Origin of the sequence: Yoonia sp. (genome assembly GCF_017854565.1) — a bacterium.
Taxonomy (GTDB): Bacteria; Pseudomonadota; Alphaproteobacteria; order Rhodobacterales; family Rhodobacteraceae; genus Yoonia.
On the sequence record NZ_JAFMHJ010000008.1, the window covers coordinates 1 to 19,218 of the forward strand.

The following is a 19,218-nucleotide window of genomic DNA, read 5'->3' on the forward strand; positions in this document are numbered from 1 at the left end:
CCCTCTGAACAGCCCCGAACAAACCATCAAACCCCACAATTGCCCGTGCCGGCGTTCCTGATATGCCGCCGACATACGTCGCGTTCCCGGCACGCCATTTTGCAGTGAAGCGGAGCGGTCCAAATTTTGCTATCGTCAGACAGCACCGCATGACCGCCGCTTTGATCAAAGAATCGACGATTGCAGGCTCAACCAGATTTCAGAAAAATCTCAAGATCCGCCTCGCTTAGCGGCTTTGCGAACAGATGACCCTGAAACACATCGCATCCCAGCTTGCGCAAGGTATCAGCCTGCGCCTGCATTTCGACACCCTCTGCGACGATGCGAATGCCAAGAGCACCTGCAATTTGAATGATCGCTTTCACCAATTTTGCCGACGCCTCTTTTTCTGCAACGTGCGAGACAATGCGCTGATCAATTTTCAACGCGGTGGGCAGAACTTCCATCAGGCCGATAATTGATGCATGTCCTGACCCGAAATCATCAATCTCAATGTCGATGCCGGCATCGCGAATACGCGACAGGTGTCTTTTGAATTCGACGCTTTCCTCTTCGACCAAAATGGATTCGATCAGTTCAAATGTCACCCGTGTCTCGCCTTTTGAAATCTGTTGCGCCTCGGCTATGATTTCAGGATCCTGCATTCTGCCCGAACTGACATTGAAGCTGATCTTTGGCACAAAGACGCCCTTTTTCCGAAGCCGGGCGAGCGATTCCGTCGATTTTTCGACCATCATACGGTCGATATCCGCAACAACTTTCAATTGCTCCGCTGTCTTTAGAAACTTATTCGGCGTCAATAGACCCTTTTTAGGGTGCTGCCAGCGCACCAAAGTTTCGACCCCGATGACGCTGCCATCTTTGGCTGATATCTGCGGCTGGAAAAATGGCACGAATTCCTTGTTTTTCAGGGCATCATGTAATTCGCTTGCCAATGACTGACCATCAATGAAATCGCGGTGCATATCGGATGTGAAAAACTCCATCCGATTACGGCCTTTTTCTTTGGCACGATAAAGAGCCGTATCCGCAAATGACTGAATTTCAATGCCCGGGGCGGTAATATCCGCGACATAGGCCACCCCAAAACTTGCGTGTAAATGGCATTGCCGCCCGTTGAATGTCAGCGGGATCGCCATCAACGCCTGAATACGATCGACAAGACACTTTGCCTGCCTGTCCAAGCTGCCGGGTGACAGAACAATCGAGAACTCATCGCCACCGACACGCGCGCTGAAATCGCTGCCACGCACGCTTTCGCGGAAAATGTCGGCAATCCTGATCAGAACCTGATCGCCGGCCTCATGGCCCATTGTGTCATTCACGTATTTGAAACGGTCCACATCAACGCGAATAAGCACGCAATCTTTCGGCCCCTCGCCCAATTTTGCGGCCGCCAGCCGATCCTCGAGGTGCTGATCAAAGTAGCGGCGGTTCGGAAGCCTGGTCAATACGTCATGCAGCGCCTGTTTTTCATTTTCCGCGCGCATTTGCTCGGCTTCATGGTGCGCCTGCCGCAACTCTGCCTCGCGATGGACATCGTTGGTCACGTCATAGATCGCGCCTGCCGAAATCACGGTTCCGTCGATGTGCCGTTTTGGGGTCGCGGAGCCTGCGAGCCAAATCAGCCCCCGTGTCGGATGTTCCCAGCGAAACCTGTGATTCCACTGCGTCAATGAGGACGTAGATGCTTGCATGGACGCCATAAGCTCAGCAAGATCATCGGGATGCACGCGTGCAAAAATACCCACCTTCAAGGTTTCTATCTCATCGCGGGTGTAGCCCAAAAGATCACCGAAACATGCGCTTGTATAAGGGAAATCCGGTTCGCTGTTTGGGTGCCAGCGAAATTCATATAGCCCGGCAGGCGCGTTGTCAGCGATCGAGGTAAGGCGATCACTGATCTGATTTGCGGCCGCTGCGGCCTCGGCCAACCGCGCCTCATTCTCCTTGAGGTGGCCAATCGGCGTCGTTGCACCTGCGATCAGAAAAGGCAGATCCTGCGCCGACCTGTCAATCTTGCGGGCGATTCCGCGATACCAATGATAGGTGCCATCCTTGTGGCGCAGCCGATGTGCATAGTCGTAAACCTCTGCGCGGTCACACACCAGGTCTTCCATGGCCGCGACACCCCCAGCCAAATCATCGGGGTGAAACAGGCTGCGCCAGCCGATGTCATCTGGTACAAATTCGCCGGGTCGGTATCCGAACATGCGATAGGTCACGTCCATCATCCAGCAGTCACCCGTTGCCGGACAGACGTTCCAAGGGCCGATTGCACCGCTCACGGCTGACGCACGTAGCATGTCTTCGTTACCCTGTGCCAAAACCCGTGCGGCCAATGCATCGTCGCGCGCCTGTTCGGCCTCATGCAATGCAGCTTCAAGTTGTTGTTCGAACGCCTTGCGCGTTGTAATGTTTCGCATACTCCCGCAGATCAGCGGATGAAGCCCAATCGCCTCGCGCGAGACAAGGCGCGCCGTCGATTCGCACCAAACCCAACTGCCATCCCTCGTCTTCAGGCGGAAATCGGTGTGATATACATCTGCGTCCCCTGCGATCAGTTCATTCATGGATGTGACCGCGACAGATGCATCATCGGGATGAATAAGCGCGCGAAAAGCGGCAGAGGTGCCAGCCAATTCATCATGATCATAGCCCAGAAGCGCATAAAATGCGTCGCTCCACCAGGCGTCCCGGGTGATCGGATCTATATGCCAAGGGGCGATTCCACCACTTTGCGTTGCGACGCGGTGTGTTTCCTCTTTGTATGCGATCAGCGCTTTGGTCGCCTCGGACTCGCGCAGCGCGTTCTCCAGACGTTCCTCATCCGCTTTGCGGACAGAAATATCCATCACGCTGCCATAGATGATTGGCGAAGATGTCAAATGATCCAATGGCTTCAGAAACCCGGTCGCTTGGCACCACTTCCACGCTCCATCCTTGCAGCGCAGGCGATAATCAACGCGGTACACATCGCGCTTGCCCGCAATCATGTCTTCAATCTGGCGCGTCGCCTCCGGCAGGTCATCGGGATGGATTTGCGCACGCACCCAAGTGGAATCAAGCGCGATCGCACCCGGCCGATAACCCAGCATCTCAAAATAGTTGTCTGTCGCAAACATTTGCCCGGTGTCGGGGTCTGAATACCATGCGGCGACACCAGCCGTTTCGGTCACCATCTGCAGGATGTTGCGATGATGTCGCATCTGCTCGTCCGGCAGATTTTCGTCGAGCGCGCCCAGCGCGCGCGGACTATCCTGAATACGTATGCGACCGAATATCCCGACCAACTGCCCGTTGGACATGACCGCCCGACAGATGCAATCGCACCTGTGTTCCAGCCCCGCCTTGCCCTGAAAACACAGTGTGATATTTCTGTTTGGCGCAGGGTTTTCCAAAAACCTTCGGCGCAGATCGTCCAGCGCACCATCAGTCTGCACCACGGCAATTTGCAGGTCGTCAAACTCGCCCAACTGCGTCTCGAGGCCCATCAAATTTTCAAAGGCAAGGTTGCTGCACAGCAATTCACCAGCCACGGTCGCAAGCCATGTCGGATAGGCTGAGTCCCGCAAATATGGGCCAAAGGGCAATATTTGGTGGCCATTGGCCATGTCTTCCCCCCTTTGGTCCAGCAAATGCCTGTGTACTTGGAGGGACTTTCGTGCAATTTACTTGATGATCATTTAAGCTGGTATCGCGAAATATATAAAATCTGACAGGCCAGCGTACCGCCCTGTCAGCGCTTTCAATGTCGCACTATTCTTGTGGCTCGGCAGGTTTCGGCGCCAGCGATTTTTGCACATCAATCCCGATGGCATCGCCGATCTTTTGCAGGGCGGGCATTTGCACAGCCATCCCCATGATCGCGTCAAGCGCCTGATTCAACGGCGCCTGCGCGGCCGACCCATCCGTCCGTTGCGCCGACAGGCCTGCGCCGCTGAGTTGGTGGATATTGATGGCATTGATCTTTTCGGCGGGCTTGACCATCTGCGCAATGATGTCGGGCTGCGCCAGAATGCGGGCCTTTTCCAGCTCCATCGCGATCATCGCGTCAGAGCGCGTGTTCTCCGCCTCGATCCGCGCGCGTATCGCATCCGCTTCGGCCAATTTCGCCAGCTTGTTGGCTTGTGCCTCGATCCCCACCGCCTCTGCCTTGTCCTTGGCGGTTGCCTTGGCCGAACGCGCCGTGATCTCGGCGCGCGTTGCGGCCGCTTCGGCCTCTTGCCGGGCCAGCAGCAAGGCTAATGCCTTTACCCGCTCAGCGCCGGCCATTTGGCGGGCCGTACTGATCGCCTCTTCGGCCTCAACGGCAGCGGCTTTGGCCATATTGGCCTTGGCAGTCGCCGCGCTCTGGCTCTCGCTTTGGGCGGCCACTGCGATTTCGCGGGCGATTTCTGCCGACTGAATGTCCTGCTCCATCTTGATCCGCGATGCCGCGACGCTGCGCTCACTGTCTGCTTTGCGCGCGGCAACTTCGGACAACTGCGCCGCCATCAGCGTTTCCAGCTCCTGACGCTGCGCAATTTCCGCGCGGCGTTCTTCAAGATCAATCTCCATCTTGCGGCGATTTGCCTCCATCGCGGCCCGGCGCACGCTGACATCACTGTCGCCCTGGATTTCGGCGCGCTCTTTCTTGGACGCCGCGATAACCTCGGCTAATTTCCGCATGCCAACGGCATTGAAGGCGTTGTTTTCATCCAGCGCGCTGAACGGCGTCTGGTCCAGTTCGGTCAACGACACGGAATCCAGATGCAAACCATAGCGCAGCAGCGTGTCCTGCAACGCCGTGCCGACCTCTGCCACGAACCGCGCGCGGTTTTCGTGCAATTCGTCCATGGTCATCTGCGCCGCCACACTGCGCAGCGCGTCAATCATCATCCCGTCAATCAGGCTTTTCAACTGATCGGCCTGAAAGACACGTTTGCCCAATGTCTGTGCGGCGCGGGTGATCGCGCCGGCCTCGGGTATGACCGACGCATAGAACTCCGCCCCCACATCCACGCGCATCCGGTCCTTGGTGATCAAGGAACTGTCACCGGACCGGCGCACATCCATGCGGATCGTCTGCATGTTCACACGGCTGATCTCGTGGAAATAGGGGATGGCAAGGGTGCCGCCGTCAATGACCACCTTGCGCCCACCGACGCCTGTGCGCACCAGCGCGACCTCGTTTGTGGCGCGTTCAAACAGCCACGCCGCGACGCCGATAAGGATCGCAGCGGCGATAACAACAAGAATGATCCAGGTCAGTGCGGTCGCCATCTGACAAGCTCCTTTCGGTTGGGTGGGGCACAGGTGGCCCCTATTTTCATACGAACTGGCTTAAAATACCGGCGGATAAGGGCGATGCCCCCGGTCCAGCGTAATCCAGCGGGTTTCCGTGAATGTCTCAAGCGACCACTTGCCGCCATGACGCCCAAGACCAGACGCTTTTGATCCGCCGAAGGGCACATGCGGTTCATCGTTGATCGACGAACAATTGACGTGGCACATGCCGGTTTCCAGCTTGCGGGACATATCAAGCGCGCGATGCTCGTCTGCGGTGATGATCCCGGCAGACAGGCCATATTCGGTGTCATTGTTCAGTGCGATCGCCTCTTCATCGGTCTTGAACGGCACCACGACCGCCACAGGGCCAAAGGTTTCATCGCGCCAGACATCCATATCGGCGGTGACGTTGGTCAGGATCGTGGGCTCCACGAAACGATCCCAGACTTTGCCGCCCAAAACGGCCGTCGCCCCCTTGGCCAAGGCATCCTCGATCTGGCTCCGCACCCGGTCCACCTGCCGTTCGTTAATCAGCGGGCCGATCACATTGCCCTTGTCCGCCGTATCGCCGGTCTTGAGCTTGGCGGCACGCGCCACGAATTTCTCCATGAATTCATCGTAAATACTTTCGTGGACAAGGATCTTTTCAACGCTCATACAAATCTGGCCCTGATGCATGAAGGCGCCAAAGCTGGCGGAAGATGTCGCGCGCTCCATGTCGGCGTCTTCCAACACGATCAGGCTGTCCTTGCCGCCCAGTTCCACGCAACACTTCTTCAGGTGGGCGCCCGCCTTTGCGGCGATCTGGCGTCCGACAGGGGTGGACCCGGTGAACGAAATCCCCTTGACCTTGGGGTTCTCGATCAGTTCATCACCCATGTCCTGCACGTTCTCGCGGGCGCAGGTCACGACGTTGAACACACCTTTGGGCACGCCAGCTTCTTCCAGAATTTCCGCAAAGAAAAGCCCGCCCGCATAGGGCGTATCCTCGGATGGTTTCAGAACGATGGTATTGCCCGCAGCCATCGGAAACGCAAAGCCCCGGCTGGTCAGAATGCCGGGCATGTTCCAAGGCGAAATCACCGCAACGACACCCATTGGGAACCGTGTGGCGGTGGAAATCTTGCCGTGCTCTGACGGCAGCACCTCGCCGATGGCACCATAAAGCACGCCCGCCGCCGCGCGAAACACCTCGGCGACATAGCCCGCCTCGAACATGCCTTTGCCGAACCAACCGCCGCCTTCGGCTTGGGCGGCGGCTACGAAATCGGGCGCGCGCTTTTCCCAGATGTCGGCGCATTTCAGCATCAGATGCGCACGCTCCTGAAACATCAGCTCCGACCAGGCGGGAAACGCGGCATGCGCGGCGTCGATCGCGGCGCGGGCCTCGGCGCGGCCACCATCGGGGACCTGCGCGTAAACAGCCCCGGTTGACGGGTTTATATCGGCGAATGTCCGTGTCGATGGAATCCACTCACCGCCGATATACATGCCTTTGATTGCTTGGATGCCTGTCGCTTTGTCCAACATTGGTCCTGTCCTTCTTGCTATTTCAGCTGTGATGTTTTGCGCCGCGCACGCACGGCAGCGTTTTCAATTTCGCGCAGGGCGGCGGTCAACCGATCACCATGCGCGGCCATGTCCGGCAGCGTCGCATCGGCGACATGCCCCCGGCGTTGTGCGACCGCCTGTGCATCGCGGCTTGCGGCCTGTGCCACCAAATCAGCCACCGACCGCCCCAGCACCGCATCGGCAGACCGGGTCTGTTGCGACCTGGGCCGCACTTCGAATTTTGGCGCCATACTGGCCGCAATCGCCACTTTGACCGGCTGCGTACCCGCGCCCAGATAGGCGGCCTTGACCGCCGGATCGTTGCGCAGACTGGCCGCGCTGTCCTCGTGGATGATATGGGCATTTTCCAGCAAATACCCCCGGTCCGCAATCGCAAGGCTCTGCCTGGCGTTTTGTTCCACCAGCAAGATGCCGATGCCCAGATTCCGGACCAGCTTCAGGTTCGCAAACAGCTCTTTGCACAAGAGCGGCGACAGGCCCAACGACGGTTCATCCAGCGTCAAGACCTGCGGGTTGGACATCATCGCGCGGCCAATCGCCACCATCTGCTGTTCACCACCCGACATCGTGCGGACCACCTGCCCGCCGCGTTCCATCAGTTTGGGGAACAACCGATAGACCCGTTCCAGATTGGCGGCCTCTTCGTCACGGGCGCGGCGGCTGTACGCGCCCAGCGTCAGGTTCTCGCGGACGGTCAATTCGCCAAACACGCCGCGCCCTTCGGGGACCAGCGCGATGCCTTCCTCGACAATCCGGTCGGCGGACAGTTGGGTCAGGTCCGTGCCGCCCAGCATCACGTCGCCCACGACCTTGCCTTCGCAAATCCCGCTGATCGCCTTGAGCAGTGTCGATTTTCCCGCCCCGTTGGCGCCAAGGATTACCACGATCTCGCCGCGGTCCAGCCGGATCGCAGCATTGTCCAGCGCGCGGTGCTGGCCATAGCTGACAGATAGGTTGCGCACCTCAAGCATCGTCGTCATCCCCCAGATACGCGCGGATTACTTCGGGGTCGGTCAACACGGCCGCAGGCGGCCCTTCGGCAATCTTGGTGCCCGACGACATGACCACACAGGTGTCGCACAGCGACCGGATCGCATCCATGACATGTTCCACCAGAATGATCGTGCGCCCTTCGTCGCGCAGCGATTTGATCAGGTCGATCCCGGTTTCCAGCTCGGTCGGGTTCAGCCCCGCCAACCATTCATCCAGCAACAACAGCTTGGGATCGGACGCAAGCGTGCGCGCCAATTCCACCCGCTTAGTATCAATATAGGTCAGTTGCCCGACCCGTGCGTGCGCCTTACCGCCCAGACCAACGCGGTCGATCAGCCCCATGGCATAGGTGCGCGCCTCGGCTCCCCAATGCCGCTTGTGACCGAAAACCGCACCGGCCATGACGTTTTCAAGCACATCCATTGACGGCAGCAGCCGCACCAATTGGAACGTCCGCGAAATCCCCCGGCGGGTGATATCCTTGGCGGCCATCGTGGTGATATCGGTGCCGCGCAGGGAAATGGCACCAGCGGTCGCGGGCAACGCCCCGGAAATCAGGTTCAGCGTCGTGGATTTACCCGACCCGTTCGGCCCGATCAAACCCATGACTTCGCCCTCGGTCACGTTGAAATCCATCGCATTGACGGCCACAAGTCCCCCGAACCGCTTGGTCACGCCCCGCAAAGACAGAACCGTATTCTGCATCATAAAGCCCCTTCCGTCCGGCGCATCCGGGCCTTGGCGTCTTCGATCAGCCCCACGAAGCCGCGCGGCAGAAGATAGACAATGACCAGAAACGCAACACCAAGCGCCAGCGTTGTCTGGTTGGGAAAGTTGGACGCGATCGCTTCCAGAAGGAAGGTGAATGGGATCACGCCCACCAGCGGGCCCCACAATCGCCCCGTGCCGCCAAGCAAGGCCATGATGACCACTTGGAACGACAGGATCGGCGCAAATGCGAGCGAGGGTTCGATATAAACAAAGCGTGGCGCCAGAATTGCGCCCACCATGGCCGCAACACCACCCGACACCATGAACAGCAGAACTTTGGCCAGAGCCGTGTTGATGCCTGAATGGGCCGCCACGGTTTCATCGTCGCCAATGATGCGCAGCGCGAAACCAAGCCGCGACCGGGCAATCAGCCAGCCCGCCAGGAATACGGCCGCCGCCAGCCCCAGCAACTGCCAGTAAATCCCCGCCTCGGTCATATCTGTCAGCACATAAAGGCCCTTTTGGCCGCTGCGGTTCTGGCTCCACGTGATGATCTGGCGCACCAGTTCGGCCAGACCCAGCGTAAAGATCACGAAATAGACACCCGACAGGCGCAACGTCGCCAGCCCGACCAACCCCGCCAGCACCGCACCTGCGACACCGGCAATCAACGGCAAGGTCCAATACGGCAGCGCCTCGAACCCCAGCCCGGTGACATAGGTCCCGACCCCAAAGAACGCAGCAGTGGCAAGCGAGATATAATGCGTTGGGCCCGAAAACAGCGCCCAACTGGTCGCCAGCACCGCGAACATCGCAATGGTGATGCCAAGGCCCAGATAATACCCGCTGCCACTATAGGGGAGCAGCGCCGCAAGTCCGAACAGAACAGCCGCGCCGCCCACCGTTTTCCAATCTGGCAGGGTCATGTCGGTTTGCGCCCAAAAAGGCCCTGCGGGCGGAACAACAAAATGGTGATAAACATCGCATAGGCGGCAGCCAGCGTCAGACCGGGATCAATCAGCGCGGCGACAAAGCTTTCCAGCACCCCCAGCAGCAGCGCAGCCACAATCGTGCCGCGCACATCACCGACGCCACCCATAATCACGATGATCAGCGCCTTCAGCGTGAAAACCACACCCGTGGAGGCATCCAGCGTCAGAAACGTCGAAATATAGGCCCCGCCCACCGCCGTCACCGCACCGCCCAGCGCAAACGTCAGCGCCGACAGCCTGCGCACGTCAATACCCACCAGCCGCGCCGCATCGGGGGCGGTCGCAATCGCGCGGATCGACATGCCTGCCCGTGTGCGGTTCAGCCACAAATAGATCAGACCGCAGATGATCACCGCCATGACAAACGCCATGACCCGGTTCAGCGCATAGGTATCCCCGACGATCCTGATCGGGACCGCCAGATAGGAATAGTTGAAATAATCGCCCCCAAAGACCGCGAGCATCAGCCCGACCAGCACAAAGGACAGACCAAAGGTCGCAAGGATACTGTCCACCTCCAACTGCCCGCGCGTCTTGGCGCGTTTGACCAGCGGCACCATCATCACTCGATAGATCAGCCAGTTCAGCCCAAAGGCGACGGGGGCCAGAATGAACACGGTCAACAGCGGGCTCAACCCGATATTGGTATGCGCCCAGAACGCGCTGAAGCCACCGATCACCAACATCTCGCCATTGGCAAGGTTCATGATACGGGCGACGCCGTATTGCAGGTTCAGGCCAATCGCGATCAGGGCATACGTCCCCCCCAACAACAGGCCGGTGATCAAAATATCCATCCGGGTCTTTCCGTAGGTTCACGGTGTTTGACCCCGGCGCATGACACGCCGGGATCACGTCGTGCTGCGGGACTTATTCCCAGCCGGTCTTGATCTTGACATCCACAGCGCCTTCGCGCCCGGTGGATGCGACACCCCGAAACACACCGTCCTGCCACTGGCCAACGGTCCAGAAAGAGGCGTTGTTGTTCTGCGCATCGAAATCAATCGTACCGACGACCGTTTCGAACGCATTGTCTTTGATGTATTGCGACACGACCGCGCGATCTATCGTGCCCGCACCTTCAATCGCCTGCTCAAGCACCTGCAACGACGAATACATCATTGCGCTCGCCCAGTAGTCAGGCTCGGCACCGGTCGCGGCCATATGGGCCGCACGGTAGTCCTGAAAGGCCTGACTGTCGGCATTCACACCACCGGCACCGATGATATTTTCAGCCGCCGCGCCAAAGCGACCGTAATAGGCGGGGAATGATGCGCCGACCGCGGTGTAGAACACTTTGACGTCCATGCCCTCGATCTGTGAAAGCTCGGTCAGGGCAAAGGTGTCACCGGGGTATGACCACGCCAGAAACGCATCCGGGCCCGCGTTCGCGGCACCTTTGACGACAGGCGACAGGTCTTGGGTGCCCAGTGGATAAGAGCTGTCATAGACAATATCGAACCCGGCAGCCTCCAGCGCGGGACGGGCCGCTGCGGCCAGTTCGATGCCAAAAGCGTCGGCGACATTGACCATCGCCACTTTGCTGCCGATGTCGCCCGCATCGCGCAGGTTCACCAGCACCTCAACCGCACCCTCGGCCAGCCCCTTTGACCCGCCCAGCGTAAAGAACATGTTGGGGAATTGCGCGGACAGTTCGGCCACCTGATCGGTGATCGCGGTGGATGTGATCTGCGGATAGCCATAGCGCGCAAAAATCGGCGCCGCCGCGATGTTCAGACCGGTGCCATAAGGCGCAAGGATAAAGTCCGCCTCGTCCTGCGTCGCCAGACGCTGCACGGCTTTGATCGTCTCGCCGGGATTGGTCTGATCGTCATATTCGATAATCTCGACCGGGTGCATCGTGCCACCCACATTCAGACCGCCGCGCGCGTTGATCTGACCCGCCCAAAGCGCGATGTTCGGCCAATGGCTGACTGTGGACCCCCCCGCCAGCGGGCCGGTCTTGGGCGCCACGGCCCCAATCACAATGGGGTCCACATGGGCGTCGGCAAATGCCGGGCCATGCATCATCGACAGGGCAAGGCTGGTTGCCGCCGTGAGTTTCATAAGGGTCCTGCGTTTCATTTTATCTCCTCCACTGATGATTTTCCGGTCAACACGTCACACGGGATCGTGAATCGCGATCCAGCGCGTTTCCGTGAATTCACGAATGGCGCCCGGTCCGCCGAAACGGCCATAGCCTGATGCCTTTGTGCCCCCGAACGGCATGTTGGGGTCGTCGTAAACGGTGGGGCCATTGATATGGCACATGCCGCTGTCAATCCGCCCCGCCACCCCAAGCGCGCGGTCCACGTCGCGGCTGAACACCGCCGCCGACAAACCAAATTCGGTCTCATTGGCGATCGAAACCGCCTCGTCCTCGTCTGCCACGCGCATCACGGCGGCAATCGGGCCAAAACATTCGTCATGATAAAGCCGCATCGCCGATGTCACATGGTCCACCACCGTGGGCTGCATCACCGCCCGATCAGCAGAGCCACCTGCAACCACCTGCGCCCCGCGCGTCACCGCATCTTCGATCAAACCGCCCAACCGCAGCGCCGCTTCGGCACTGATCAACGGACCCAGTTGCGCGCGGTCGTCACGCGGGTTTCCCGCGCTCATCGCACGCGCACGCGCGCCCAGCTTGGCCACAAACGCATCCGCGATGCTGTCGACGACGATCACCCGCTCGGTGGACATGCAAATCTGACCCTGATTGAAAAACGCCCCAAACGCCGCCGCCTCGGCCGCCGCATCCAGATCCGCATCCTCCAGCACGATCAGCGGCGCCTTGCCGCTCAGTTCCAACAGGCACGGCTTGAGACTTTGCGCCGCCATCCGCGCAATCTCGCGGCCCACCCGTGTTGATCCCGTGAAATTCACCCGGCGCACAGCGGGATGACCGATCATCGCCTCTGCGATCTCGGTGGCCTGCGCCGGGGCATGGGTGACGTAGTTCGCGACACCCGCAGGCAACCCCACATCATTAAGCAGCTCAACCACCAGCTGATGCGTGCGCGCGCACAGTTCCGACCCTTTCAGCACAACCGTATTGCCACAGGCCAGCGGTGCCGCAATCGCCCGAAAGCCCAGCGTCAGCGGCGCGTTCCAGGGGGCGAACCCCACAATCACGCCCGCCGGTTGATGGCGGATAATCGACTGGGTGCCCGCAGCGGCGTTCTGCACACGCTCGTCCTGCATCAAGGCGGGCAATTCCGCAGCTTGCCGCAAAATCCCCTGCGCCAGTTTCAGGTTAAACCGCACCCAGTCACGCGATGCGCCAACTTCACCGGCCATATGATCAAAGAACGCATCCTCGCGGTCGCCCAGCGCATCCGCCGCCTTCAGCAGCAGCGCCGCCCGCGCGTGGCCGGGGGTCGCAGACCAATCGCCAAATGCAGCGGCGGCGGCGTTCACGGCCTTCAATGCCTCGGCCGCGCAGGCCGCAGGCGCCCGCGACACCACCGCATCGCTGAACGGATCACGCCGGTCAAACGTCAGCCCGCTGGCCGCCGCATACCGTTCCCCATTGATGACAAGACTTGCCTCCTGCACCGTGTCCCTCCCAAGACATGCGACTCAAGCGAAGCCGCCGGTATTTCCTCCGCCCCCCCACTATCCCCGGAATTTTCGCAAAAAAAACACCATTATTTGGTTCATTTTTGCCGATATCTGGTATCGTTGACGGATGATTCAGGTGTTAGCGCCAACATCACTGACCTTCGATCTGCATGCCGAACATGTGGTCTGCGATATCCGTGACCGCTTTTTGGGCGGGCTGGTCCGCTTTGACCGGCAATGTTGGCGGGCGGTGCTGGTCGTGTCGGGGCGCGTGATCGCGCGGACCCCGGACCAGAACGATCTGGTCATCGACGGGCCCGCCATCGCGTGGCTGCCGTGGTCTGCGGGGATGCGATTGATCGGGCGGGCCGGGTCAAACTGCTTTCACCTGCTCCTGACCGAAGTCACGCTGGCAAACGCCATCGGCCACAAACCCGAATCCACCGACCTGCGCGATCTGTCACACCGGCCCCACATCGTGCGCCTGACCGAAACCGACACCGATTTTGCCCGCCTGATCCAGTGCTTTGAAACCATCGTGGACGAAATCACCGAAAACGGCCCCGGCACGGAAATCGTGGTCGAAGTGCAGGTGCGCATGATCCTGATCCGGCTTTGGCGGCAAAGCTTGCGTGACACCAAAGGGCCCCGACCCGCACGGCGTCAGCACTGGATTTTGCCAGCGTTTCGCCAGTTGATCGAAACGCATTTCCGCAACCGCTGGACCGTCAGCCAATATGCAGACGCCATGCACATCACACCCGACCGGCTGCATGACATCTGCACAAGGGCGCTGGACCGGGCGCCCAGTGTCCTTGTCCAGCAACGCCTGATCTACGAAGCGCAGTTGTTATTGGAACGGTCCAGCAAATCAATCGACCAGATTGCGCATGATCTGGGGTTCAAGACCGCCGCCCATTTCAGCCGGGCCTTCCGGACCGCCACCGGCGCGCCTCCGGCCCGCTATCGCAAATCACTGCAAAGGCAAATCAACGCCCCAACCCAAAGCCAAAGCTTTGCCGACTGGCCCTAGGTCACGCCAAGACGACCGGCAGGTTGATCGGCCCCCGGAAGCCGAAACCACGCCATTTTACATCTTCGGCATTGGCCAACCGCATATTCGGGAACCGCTCAAACAGCATCGGCAGCATCACAACGCCCACCGCACGCCGGGCAACATGGGTGCCCTGACAGAAATGCGGGCCATTCCCAAAGGCCTGATGGGGGTTCTTGTCGCGGTACACGATAAAATCCTCGCCATTGTCGAACAGGTCCTCATCGCGGTTGGCCGAGGCTTGAATGGTCATCACCGTATCGCCCTTGGGGATCAGATGCCCACGAATTTCAGTGTCTTCCGTGACCAGCCGCGATGACGCCTGAATCGGCGCGACCCAGCGCACGCCTTCTTCAAACGCCTTGCTCCAGTCCTCTCGGGCCTTCACCTGTTCCAATTGGTCGGGATTGGTCAGCAGGCCGTACAAAACGGTACACAGCGCATCGCGCGGTTCGTTAATCCCGCCACCGATGGCGATCTTGATATTGGCAAATATCTGCGACATCGGGATCGGGTCATCCGCGTTCAGCATGACAGAAAGCGCGCTGCTGTTAGGTTCCGCCCGGTGCCGGTCCTGCAATTTGTCAAACAGCGCATCCATTTCGGCGTTAGCCCTGTCCGACTGCGCGAACGGCTCTGGGAGCCAGCCGAAATTCCCGGCCCCATCAATCAACGCCTGCGACCAGTCCGCCATCTGGGCATCTGTCGCGGCTTCGGTTCCCAACAATACGGCCAGCCCACGCGACGCATAGGGGGCCGCCAGTGCGCTGAACAAATCCACCACCTCGCCTTTCGGCAGACGGTCCAGATAGGCGCTCGCAATCTCGCGGTAGCGCGGAATCCATTCGGTCTGGATCGTCTTGGCACTGAATGCAGGGGCCATCGCATTGCGTTCGCGAAGGTGCTCTTCGCCGTCCTTGCGCATCAGAGTGTGGGCCAGAAACGCGCGCTTCATCGGCGTGTTGCGGTCATTCGAACTGAACAGCACCGGATTGTCTTTGACAGCCTTCGTATCTTCGGCTTTGGTCAGCAAAGTCCGGCCAACCGATTGCACCCGCAACACCGGGCTTTGCGCCCGCAGGCGCCGGTAGATCGGATAGGGGTCCATCACCAGCTGATCAATCGTGATCGCCGTATCAAGCGGTGCAAGTGCAGTGTCAGTCATCGCAAATATCCCCATTGTTGGTCGGCCACCGGGATCGGATAAACCACAGCGGCATCATTTTGTCGACAATTACGCCGGACGCCACGTTGATCAAGAACATTTCACACCGCATTTTGCCTGATAACCCGCATTGGACAGGAAAATGGGTGACATGCAAAAATAACTGTATACAAATTTCCAAAACACGGGGAACCGACTTGGCCGAGATCGAAAAGAAAAAAAGCTTTCAACGCGCCCTGATGGGTCTCAGAGAGCGGATTCTTGTCGGTGACCTTGTCAAAGGTGATCGCGTGTCCGAAGTCGCGCTTGCCGACGAACTTGGCATTTCGCGCACACCCCTGCGCGAAGCGATGCGCGAATTGGTCGATCAGGGCCTGTTAGAGCGCGTCCCGACCGGCGGTTGCCGTGTCTGCAGCCTGACCCGTCGGGATGTGCGCGATTGGATTGAATTGCGTGGCCTGCTGGAAGGCAGCGTTTTCCGTCTGGCCGCCGAACGCGGAATCAGCCTTGATCAACAGCACACCTGCGAGGCGATTATCGCCGACATTGATCTGGTGCTGGGTCATACCGCCGATACGATCGACTTTGACCGCTACGTGACCCTGAATGAAAAATTGCATGCAAAACTGGCCACGCTGTGCGACAGCCCGGTGATGCTTGCCGAACTCAAGCGGGTGAACAAACGGCCCATGGCCAGCCCCAGCGCGTTTTTGCACGGCCAATCCATGGCCCCCCAAACGCTGCGGTCACTTTACATCGCGCAGGACCAGCACAAGGCGATCCTTGACGCGATCTGCGCCCGCGAAGGTGCCCGCGCAGAGGCATTGGCCCGCGAACACGCGCGTCTGGCGCACCGAAATCTCGACTTTTTTCTTGGCTCGGAACAACGGGTGATCGCACAGATCCCCGGCCTGACCCTTGTCCAGAACGATGTCGGATCGAATACCAACAGACTTTCATAAACCCTTGGGAGGAAAACATGAAAATCTCTAAACGCAAACTGGCGCTTCTATCCGCCGCCGCGCTGACCTTTTCGGCGACATTTGCACAGGCACAGGACTACACGTTCCGCCTGCACCATCTGCTGGGCGCAAAAGCACCGGCACAGACACAGATGCTGGAACCTTGGGCCGCCGCAGTCGAGGAAAATTCCGGTGGGCGCGTCAAGATCGAAATCTTTCCGGCGATGACCTTGGGGGGCCGTCCGCCCGAACTGATCCAGCAGGCCCGCGATGGCGTGGTCGATCTGGTCTGGACCGTGAACGGCTATACCCCCGGTCTGTTCCCCCGCACAGAGGTGATGGAACTGCCGACCGTGTTCAAGAACGATCCGGTCGCCGCCAACCTTGCGCTTTTTGACATGTTCGAAAGCGACTTGCGTCAGGAATATCAGGGGCTTGAGGTAATGTTCCTGCACGTCCATGCCGGTCAGGCCCTGCATATGAAAGACATCGAAGTCCGCAGCCCCGCCGATCTGGCAGGGACCAAACTGCGCATCCCGACGCGCACCGGCGCATGGGTGATCGAGGCGCTGGGCGCATCGCCCGTCGCCATGCCCGTGCCCGAACTGCCGCCATCGCTGCAAAAAGGTGTCGTCGATGGGGCCATGATCCCGTTCGAAATCATCCCGCCGCTGGCCATTCAGGACCAGACCCAGTACCAGATCGAAGGCTTCGAAGAAGAGCGGTTCGGCACCACGACTTTCCAGGTGTCCATGAACGGCGACCGCTGGAACGGGCTGCCTGAAGACATCCAAAAAGCGTTCCGCGACGCATCTGGTCGCGACTGGTGGGGGCAGGTCGGCGAAGTCTGGCGCGCGACCGATGATTTCGGGATCAACATGGCCGTTGAAGCCGGCAACACCCACGTCATCCTGACCGACGAAGAAACCCAGGTCTTCCGCGATGCGATGGCGCCGGTGGTTGACCGTTGGATCGCTGAAGTCAGCGCCAGCGGCATTGACGGCGCGGCGCTTGTCGAAAAGGCCCGCGCGCTGATCGCGGCAAACGCAGGCGACATGTAAGTGTCCGATGTGACAACCATGCGCCGCACTGGATGGTCCAGTGCGGCGGCACAACTGATCACGGCATGGGCCATCCTTGGTGGCTTTGTCTTGCTGCTGGTCGTGGCGATGAACGTCGCCTCGGTCATCGGCGGGATCGTCTGGAAACCGTTTCCGGGTGATTTCGAAATGACCCAGGTCGGCGTTGCCGTCGCCGTGTTTGCGTTCCTGCCCTACTGCCAGATCAACGACACGAACGTGACGGCTGATATCTTTACGCAGCGCGCCCCGGCGCGGACGGTGCTTTGGCTGAAACTGATCACCGCCATGATCGCGCTGGGCTTTGCGGTCTTGCTGCTGTGGCGGATGTTTGGCGGGCTGCAAAACCAACGCGACTACGGCTACACCACAACGATCCTGCAATTCCCGATCTGGACCGCGTTTGTCCCTATCCTCGTTTCTCTTGCGCTGCTTGCATTGGCCGCACTTGTATCGCTGTCAGACAATGCGCAAGCCCTAAAGGAAATCCCATAATATGGACCCGGTCACCTTAGGCCTGATCGCCTTTGCCGTTCTTATCGCGCTGATCGCCGCGCGGATTCCCATCGGCTATGCGATGATACTCGTCGGCGGCGGCGGCATTGCCCTGCTCAATGGTCCCGGCATCTTGTTGAACCAGATGAAGACCCTGGCCTATGGGCAGTTCTCGATCTACGACCTGTCCGTCGTACCGATGTTCATCTTGATGGGCGCACTTTCGTCACGCGCGGGCCTCAGTACGGCGCTTTTCCGCGCCGCGAACGCATGGCTGGGCTGGATGCGCGGCGGCACGGCGATGGCCGCGATTGCGGCCTGTGCGGGTTTCGGCGCTGTCTGCGGGTCGTCACTGGCGACCGCATCGACAATGGGCCGGGTCGCCCTGCCAGAGCTGAAACGCTACAACTATTCCGGTGCGCTGGCGACGGGAACGCTGGCCGCGGGCGGCGTGCTGGGCATCCTGATCCCGCCGTCCGTCGTGCTGATCATCTACGCCATTATCGTCGAGGCGAATATCGTCACCATGTTTGCCGCCGCCCTGCTGCCCGGCCTGCTGGCGGTGCTGCTATTCGTGCTGACAATCGCAATCTACGTGATGATCTGGCCCCAAGCAGGCCCGCGAGGCGAAGCCACCGACCGCGCCAAATTCCGCGCTGCCACGCTTGGCGTGATCCCGGTCGTGCTGATCTTTGGCGTGGTGCTGGGCGGTATCTACGCGGGGTTTTACAACCCAACGCCCGCCGCATCCATCGGCGTGGCGATGGTCTGGGCCTATGGCGCAGCCCGCCGCACGATCAAATGGCCCGAACTGATTGACAGCATTAAGGAAACCGCCGGCACCACCGGCATGATCTACCTGATCCTGCTCGGTGCCGAACTGATGAAAATCCTGATGTCCCGGCTTAGCCTGCCACAGGCAACGGCGGAATGGATCCTTGCCTCCGGTTACGCGCCGATGACGGTCATGGTCCTACTGCTGATCGCCCTGATCCTCTTGGGCTGCCTGATGGACAGCCTGTCAATGATCCTGCTGGTGATCCCGTTTTTCTGGCCGGTGCTGATTGATCTGAACGGCGGCATCTACCAAGGCGCCGAAGGTGCCGGCTTCGGGATGAGCACCGAAGACCTGAAAATCTGGTTTGGCATCCTGGCGCTCATCGTGGTGGAACTGGGGCTGATCACGCCCCCTGTGGGGATGAACGTCTTTGTCATCTCGGCGCTGGCCAAGGACACCCCGATGATCGAAACCTTCAAGGGCGTGATGCCGTTCTTCATGGCCGAACTTGTGCGGGTCGGCTTGCTGCTCAGCTTTCCGATGATGGCGCTTTGGCTGCCCCGGCTGCTGGCAGGATGACCG

At 59.8% G+C, this 19,218-nt stretch carries 15 protein-coding genes; 5 read left to right on the forward strand and 10 right to left on the reverse strand.

From position 1 onward, the window contains the following. Positions 1-188 precede the first annotated feature (188 nt). The 9 genes from QZ196_RS05150 to QZ196_RS05190 form a co-directional block, all read right to left on the reverse strand. Positions 189-3,614, reverse strand: coding sequence for a PAS domain-containing protein (locus QZ196_RS05150; protein WP_296424591.1), 3,426 nt, complete (start codon positions 3,612-3,614; stop codon positions 189-191). Between the two features lie 145 nt (positions 3,615-3,759). Continuing rightward, positions 3,760-5,265 (reverse strand): flotillin domain-containing protein, encoded by a 1,506-nt coding sequence (locus QZ196_RS05155; RefSeq protein ID WP_296424593.1) that lies wholly within the window; start codon positions 5,263-5,265, stop codon positions 3,760-3,762. Positions 5,266-5,325: 60 nt separating this feature from the next. Then, the gene (locus tag QZ196_RS05160; protein ID WP_296424596.1) at positions 5,326-6,801 is read right to left on the reverse strand and encodes an aldehyde dehydrogenase family protein; all 1,476 of its coding nucleotides are present in this window, start codon (positions 6,799-6,801) and stop codon (positions 5,326-5,328) included. A 17-nt stretch (positions 6,802-6,818) separates the two neighbouring features. Then, positions 6,819-7,823, reverse strand: coding sequence for an ABC transporter ATP-binding protein (locus QZ196_RS05165; RefSeq protein ID WP_296424598.1), 1,005 nt, complete (start codon positions 7,821-7,823; stop codon positions 6,819-6,821). After that, on the reverse strand, positions 7,807-8,541 hold the full coding sequence (locus tag QZ196_RS05170) for an ABC transporter ATP-binding protein (RefSeq protein ID WP_296424600.1): 735 nt from the start codon (positions 8,539-8,541) through the stop codon (positions 7,807-7,809). Before QZ196_RS05170 ends, QZ196_RS05165 begins: the two co-directional genes overlap by 17 nt. Then, positions 8,541-9,473 carry a branched-chain amino acid ABC transporter permease gene (locus QZ196_RS05175; RefSeq protein ID WP_296424602.1) on the reverse strand — a complete coding sequence of 311 codons (933 nt, stop codon included), beginning with the start codon at positions 9,471-9,473 and terminating at the stop codon, positions 8,541-8,543. The genes QZ196_RS05170 and QZ196_RS05175 overlap by 1 nt, the downstream gene beginning before the upstream one ends. Next, positions 9,470-10,336 carry a branched-chain amino acid ABC transporter permease gene (locus tag QZ196_RS05180; protein ID WP_296424605.1) on the reverse strand — a complete coding sequence of 289 codons (867 nt, stop codon included), beginning with the start codon at positions 10,334-10,336 and terminating at the stop codon, positions 9,470-9,472. Before QZ196_RS05180 ends, QZ196_RS05175 begins: the two co-directional genes overlap by 4 nt. 73 nt (positions 10,337-10,409) lie before the next feature. Continuing rightward, positions 10,410-11,624, reverse strand: a complete 1,215-nt coding sequence (locus QZ196_RS05185; RefSeq protein WP_296424607.1) for an amino acid ABC transporter substrate-binding protein — start codon at positions 11,622-11,624, stop codon at positions 10,410-10,412. A gap of 36 nt (positions 11,625-11,660) precedes the next feature. Continuing rightward, complete coding sequence (locus tag QZ196_RS05190) at positions 11,661-13,097, reverse strand: aldehyde dehydrogenase family protein (RefSeq protein ID WP_296424610.1); 1,437 nt, start codon at positions 13,095-13,097, stop codon at positions 11,661-11,663. Between the two features lie 142 nt (positions 13,098-13,239). On the opposite strand from QZ196_RS05190, the gene QZ196_RS05195 reads away from it, so the two are divergent. Beyond that, the gene (locus QZ196_RS05195; protein ID WP_296424612.1) at positions 13,240-14,136 is read left to right on the forward strand and encodes an AraC family transcriptional regulator; all 897 of its coding nucleotides are present in this window, start codon (positions 13,240-13,242) and stop codon (positions 14,134-14,136) included. A gap of 1 nt (position 14,137) precedes the next feature. Here QZ196_RS05195 and QZ196_RS05200 read toward each other — a convergent pair whose 3' ends face one another. Continuing rightward, entirely contained in the window at positions 14,138-15,322 is a 1,185-nt protein-coding gene (locus QZ196_RS05200; protein WP_296424614.1) for a cytochrome P450, read from the reverse strand. 197 nt (positions 15,323-15,519) lie between these two features. On the opposite strand from QZ196_RS05200, the gene QZ196_RS05205 reads away from it, so the two are divergent. From QZ196_RS05205 to QZ196_RS05220, 4 genes are read left to right on the forward strand one after another with little or no spacing between them, the layout of a single operon-like run. Then, entirely contained in the window at positions 15,520-16,284 is a 765-nt protein-coding gene (locus QZ196_RS05205) for a GntR family transcriptional regulator (protein ID WP_296424616.1), read from the forward strand. Positions 16,285-16,301: 17 nt separating this feature from the next. Further along, on the forward strand, positions 16,302-17,345 hold the full coding sequence (locus tag QZ196_RS05210; protein ID WP_296424618.1) for a TRAP transporter substrate-binding protein: 1,044 nt from the start codon (positions 16,302-16,304) through the stop codon (positions 17,343-17,345). Further along, entirely contained in the window at positions 17,346-17,858 is a 513-nt protein-coding gene (locus tag QZ196_RS05215) for a TRAP transporter small permease subunit (RefSeq protein WP_296424620.1), read from the forward strand. It begins immediately after the preceding gene. A gap of 1 nt (position 17,859) precedes the next feature. Further along, a complete protein-coding gene (locus QZ196_RS05220; RefSeq protein WP_296424622.1) occupies positions 17,860-19,215 on the forward strand; it encodes a TRAP transporter large permease in 1,356 nt (451 codons plus the stop codon). Positions 19,216-19,218: the final 3 nt, after the last annotated feature.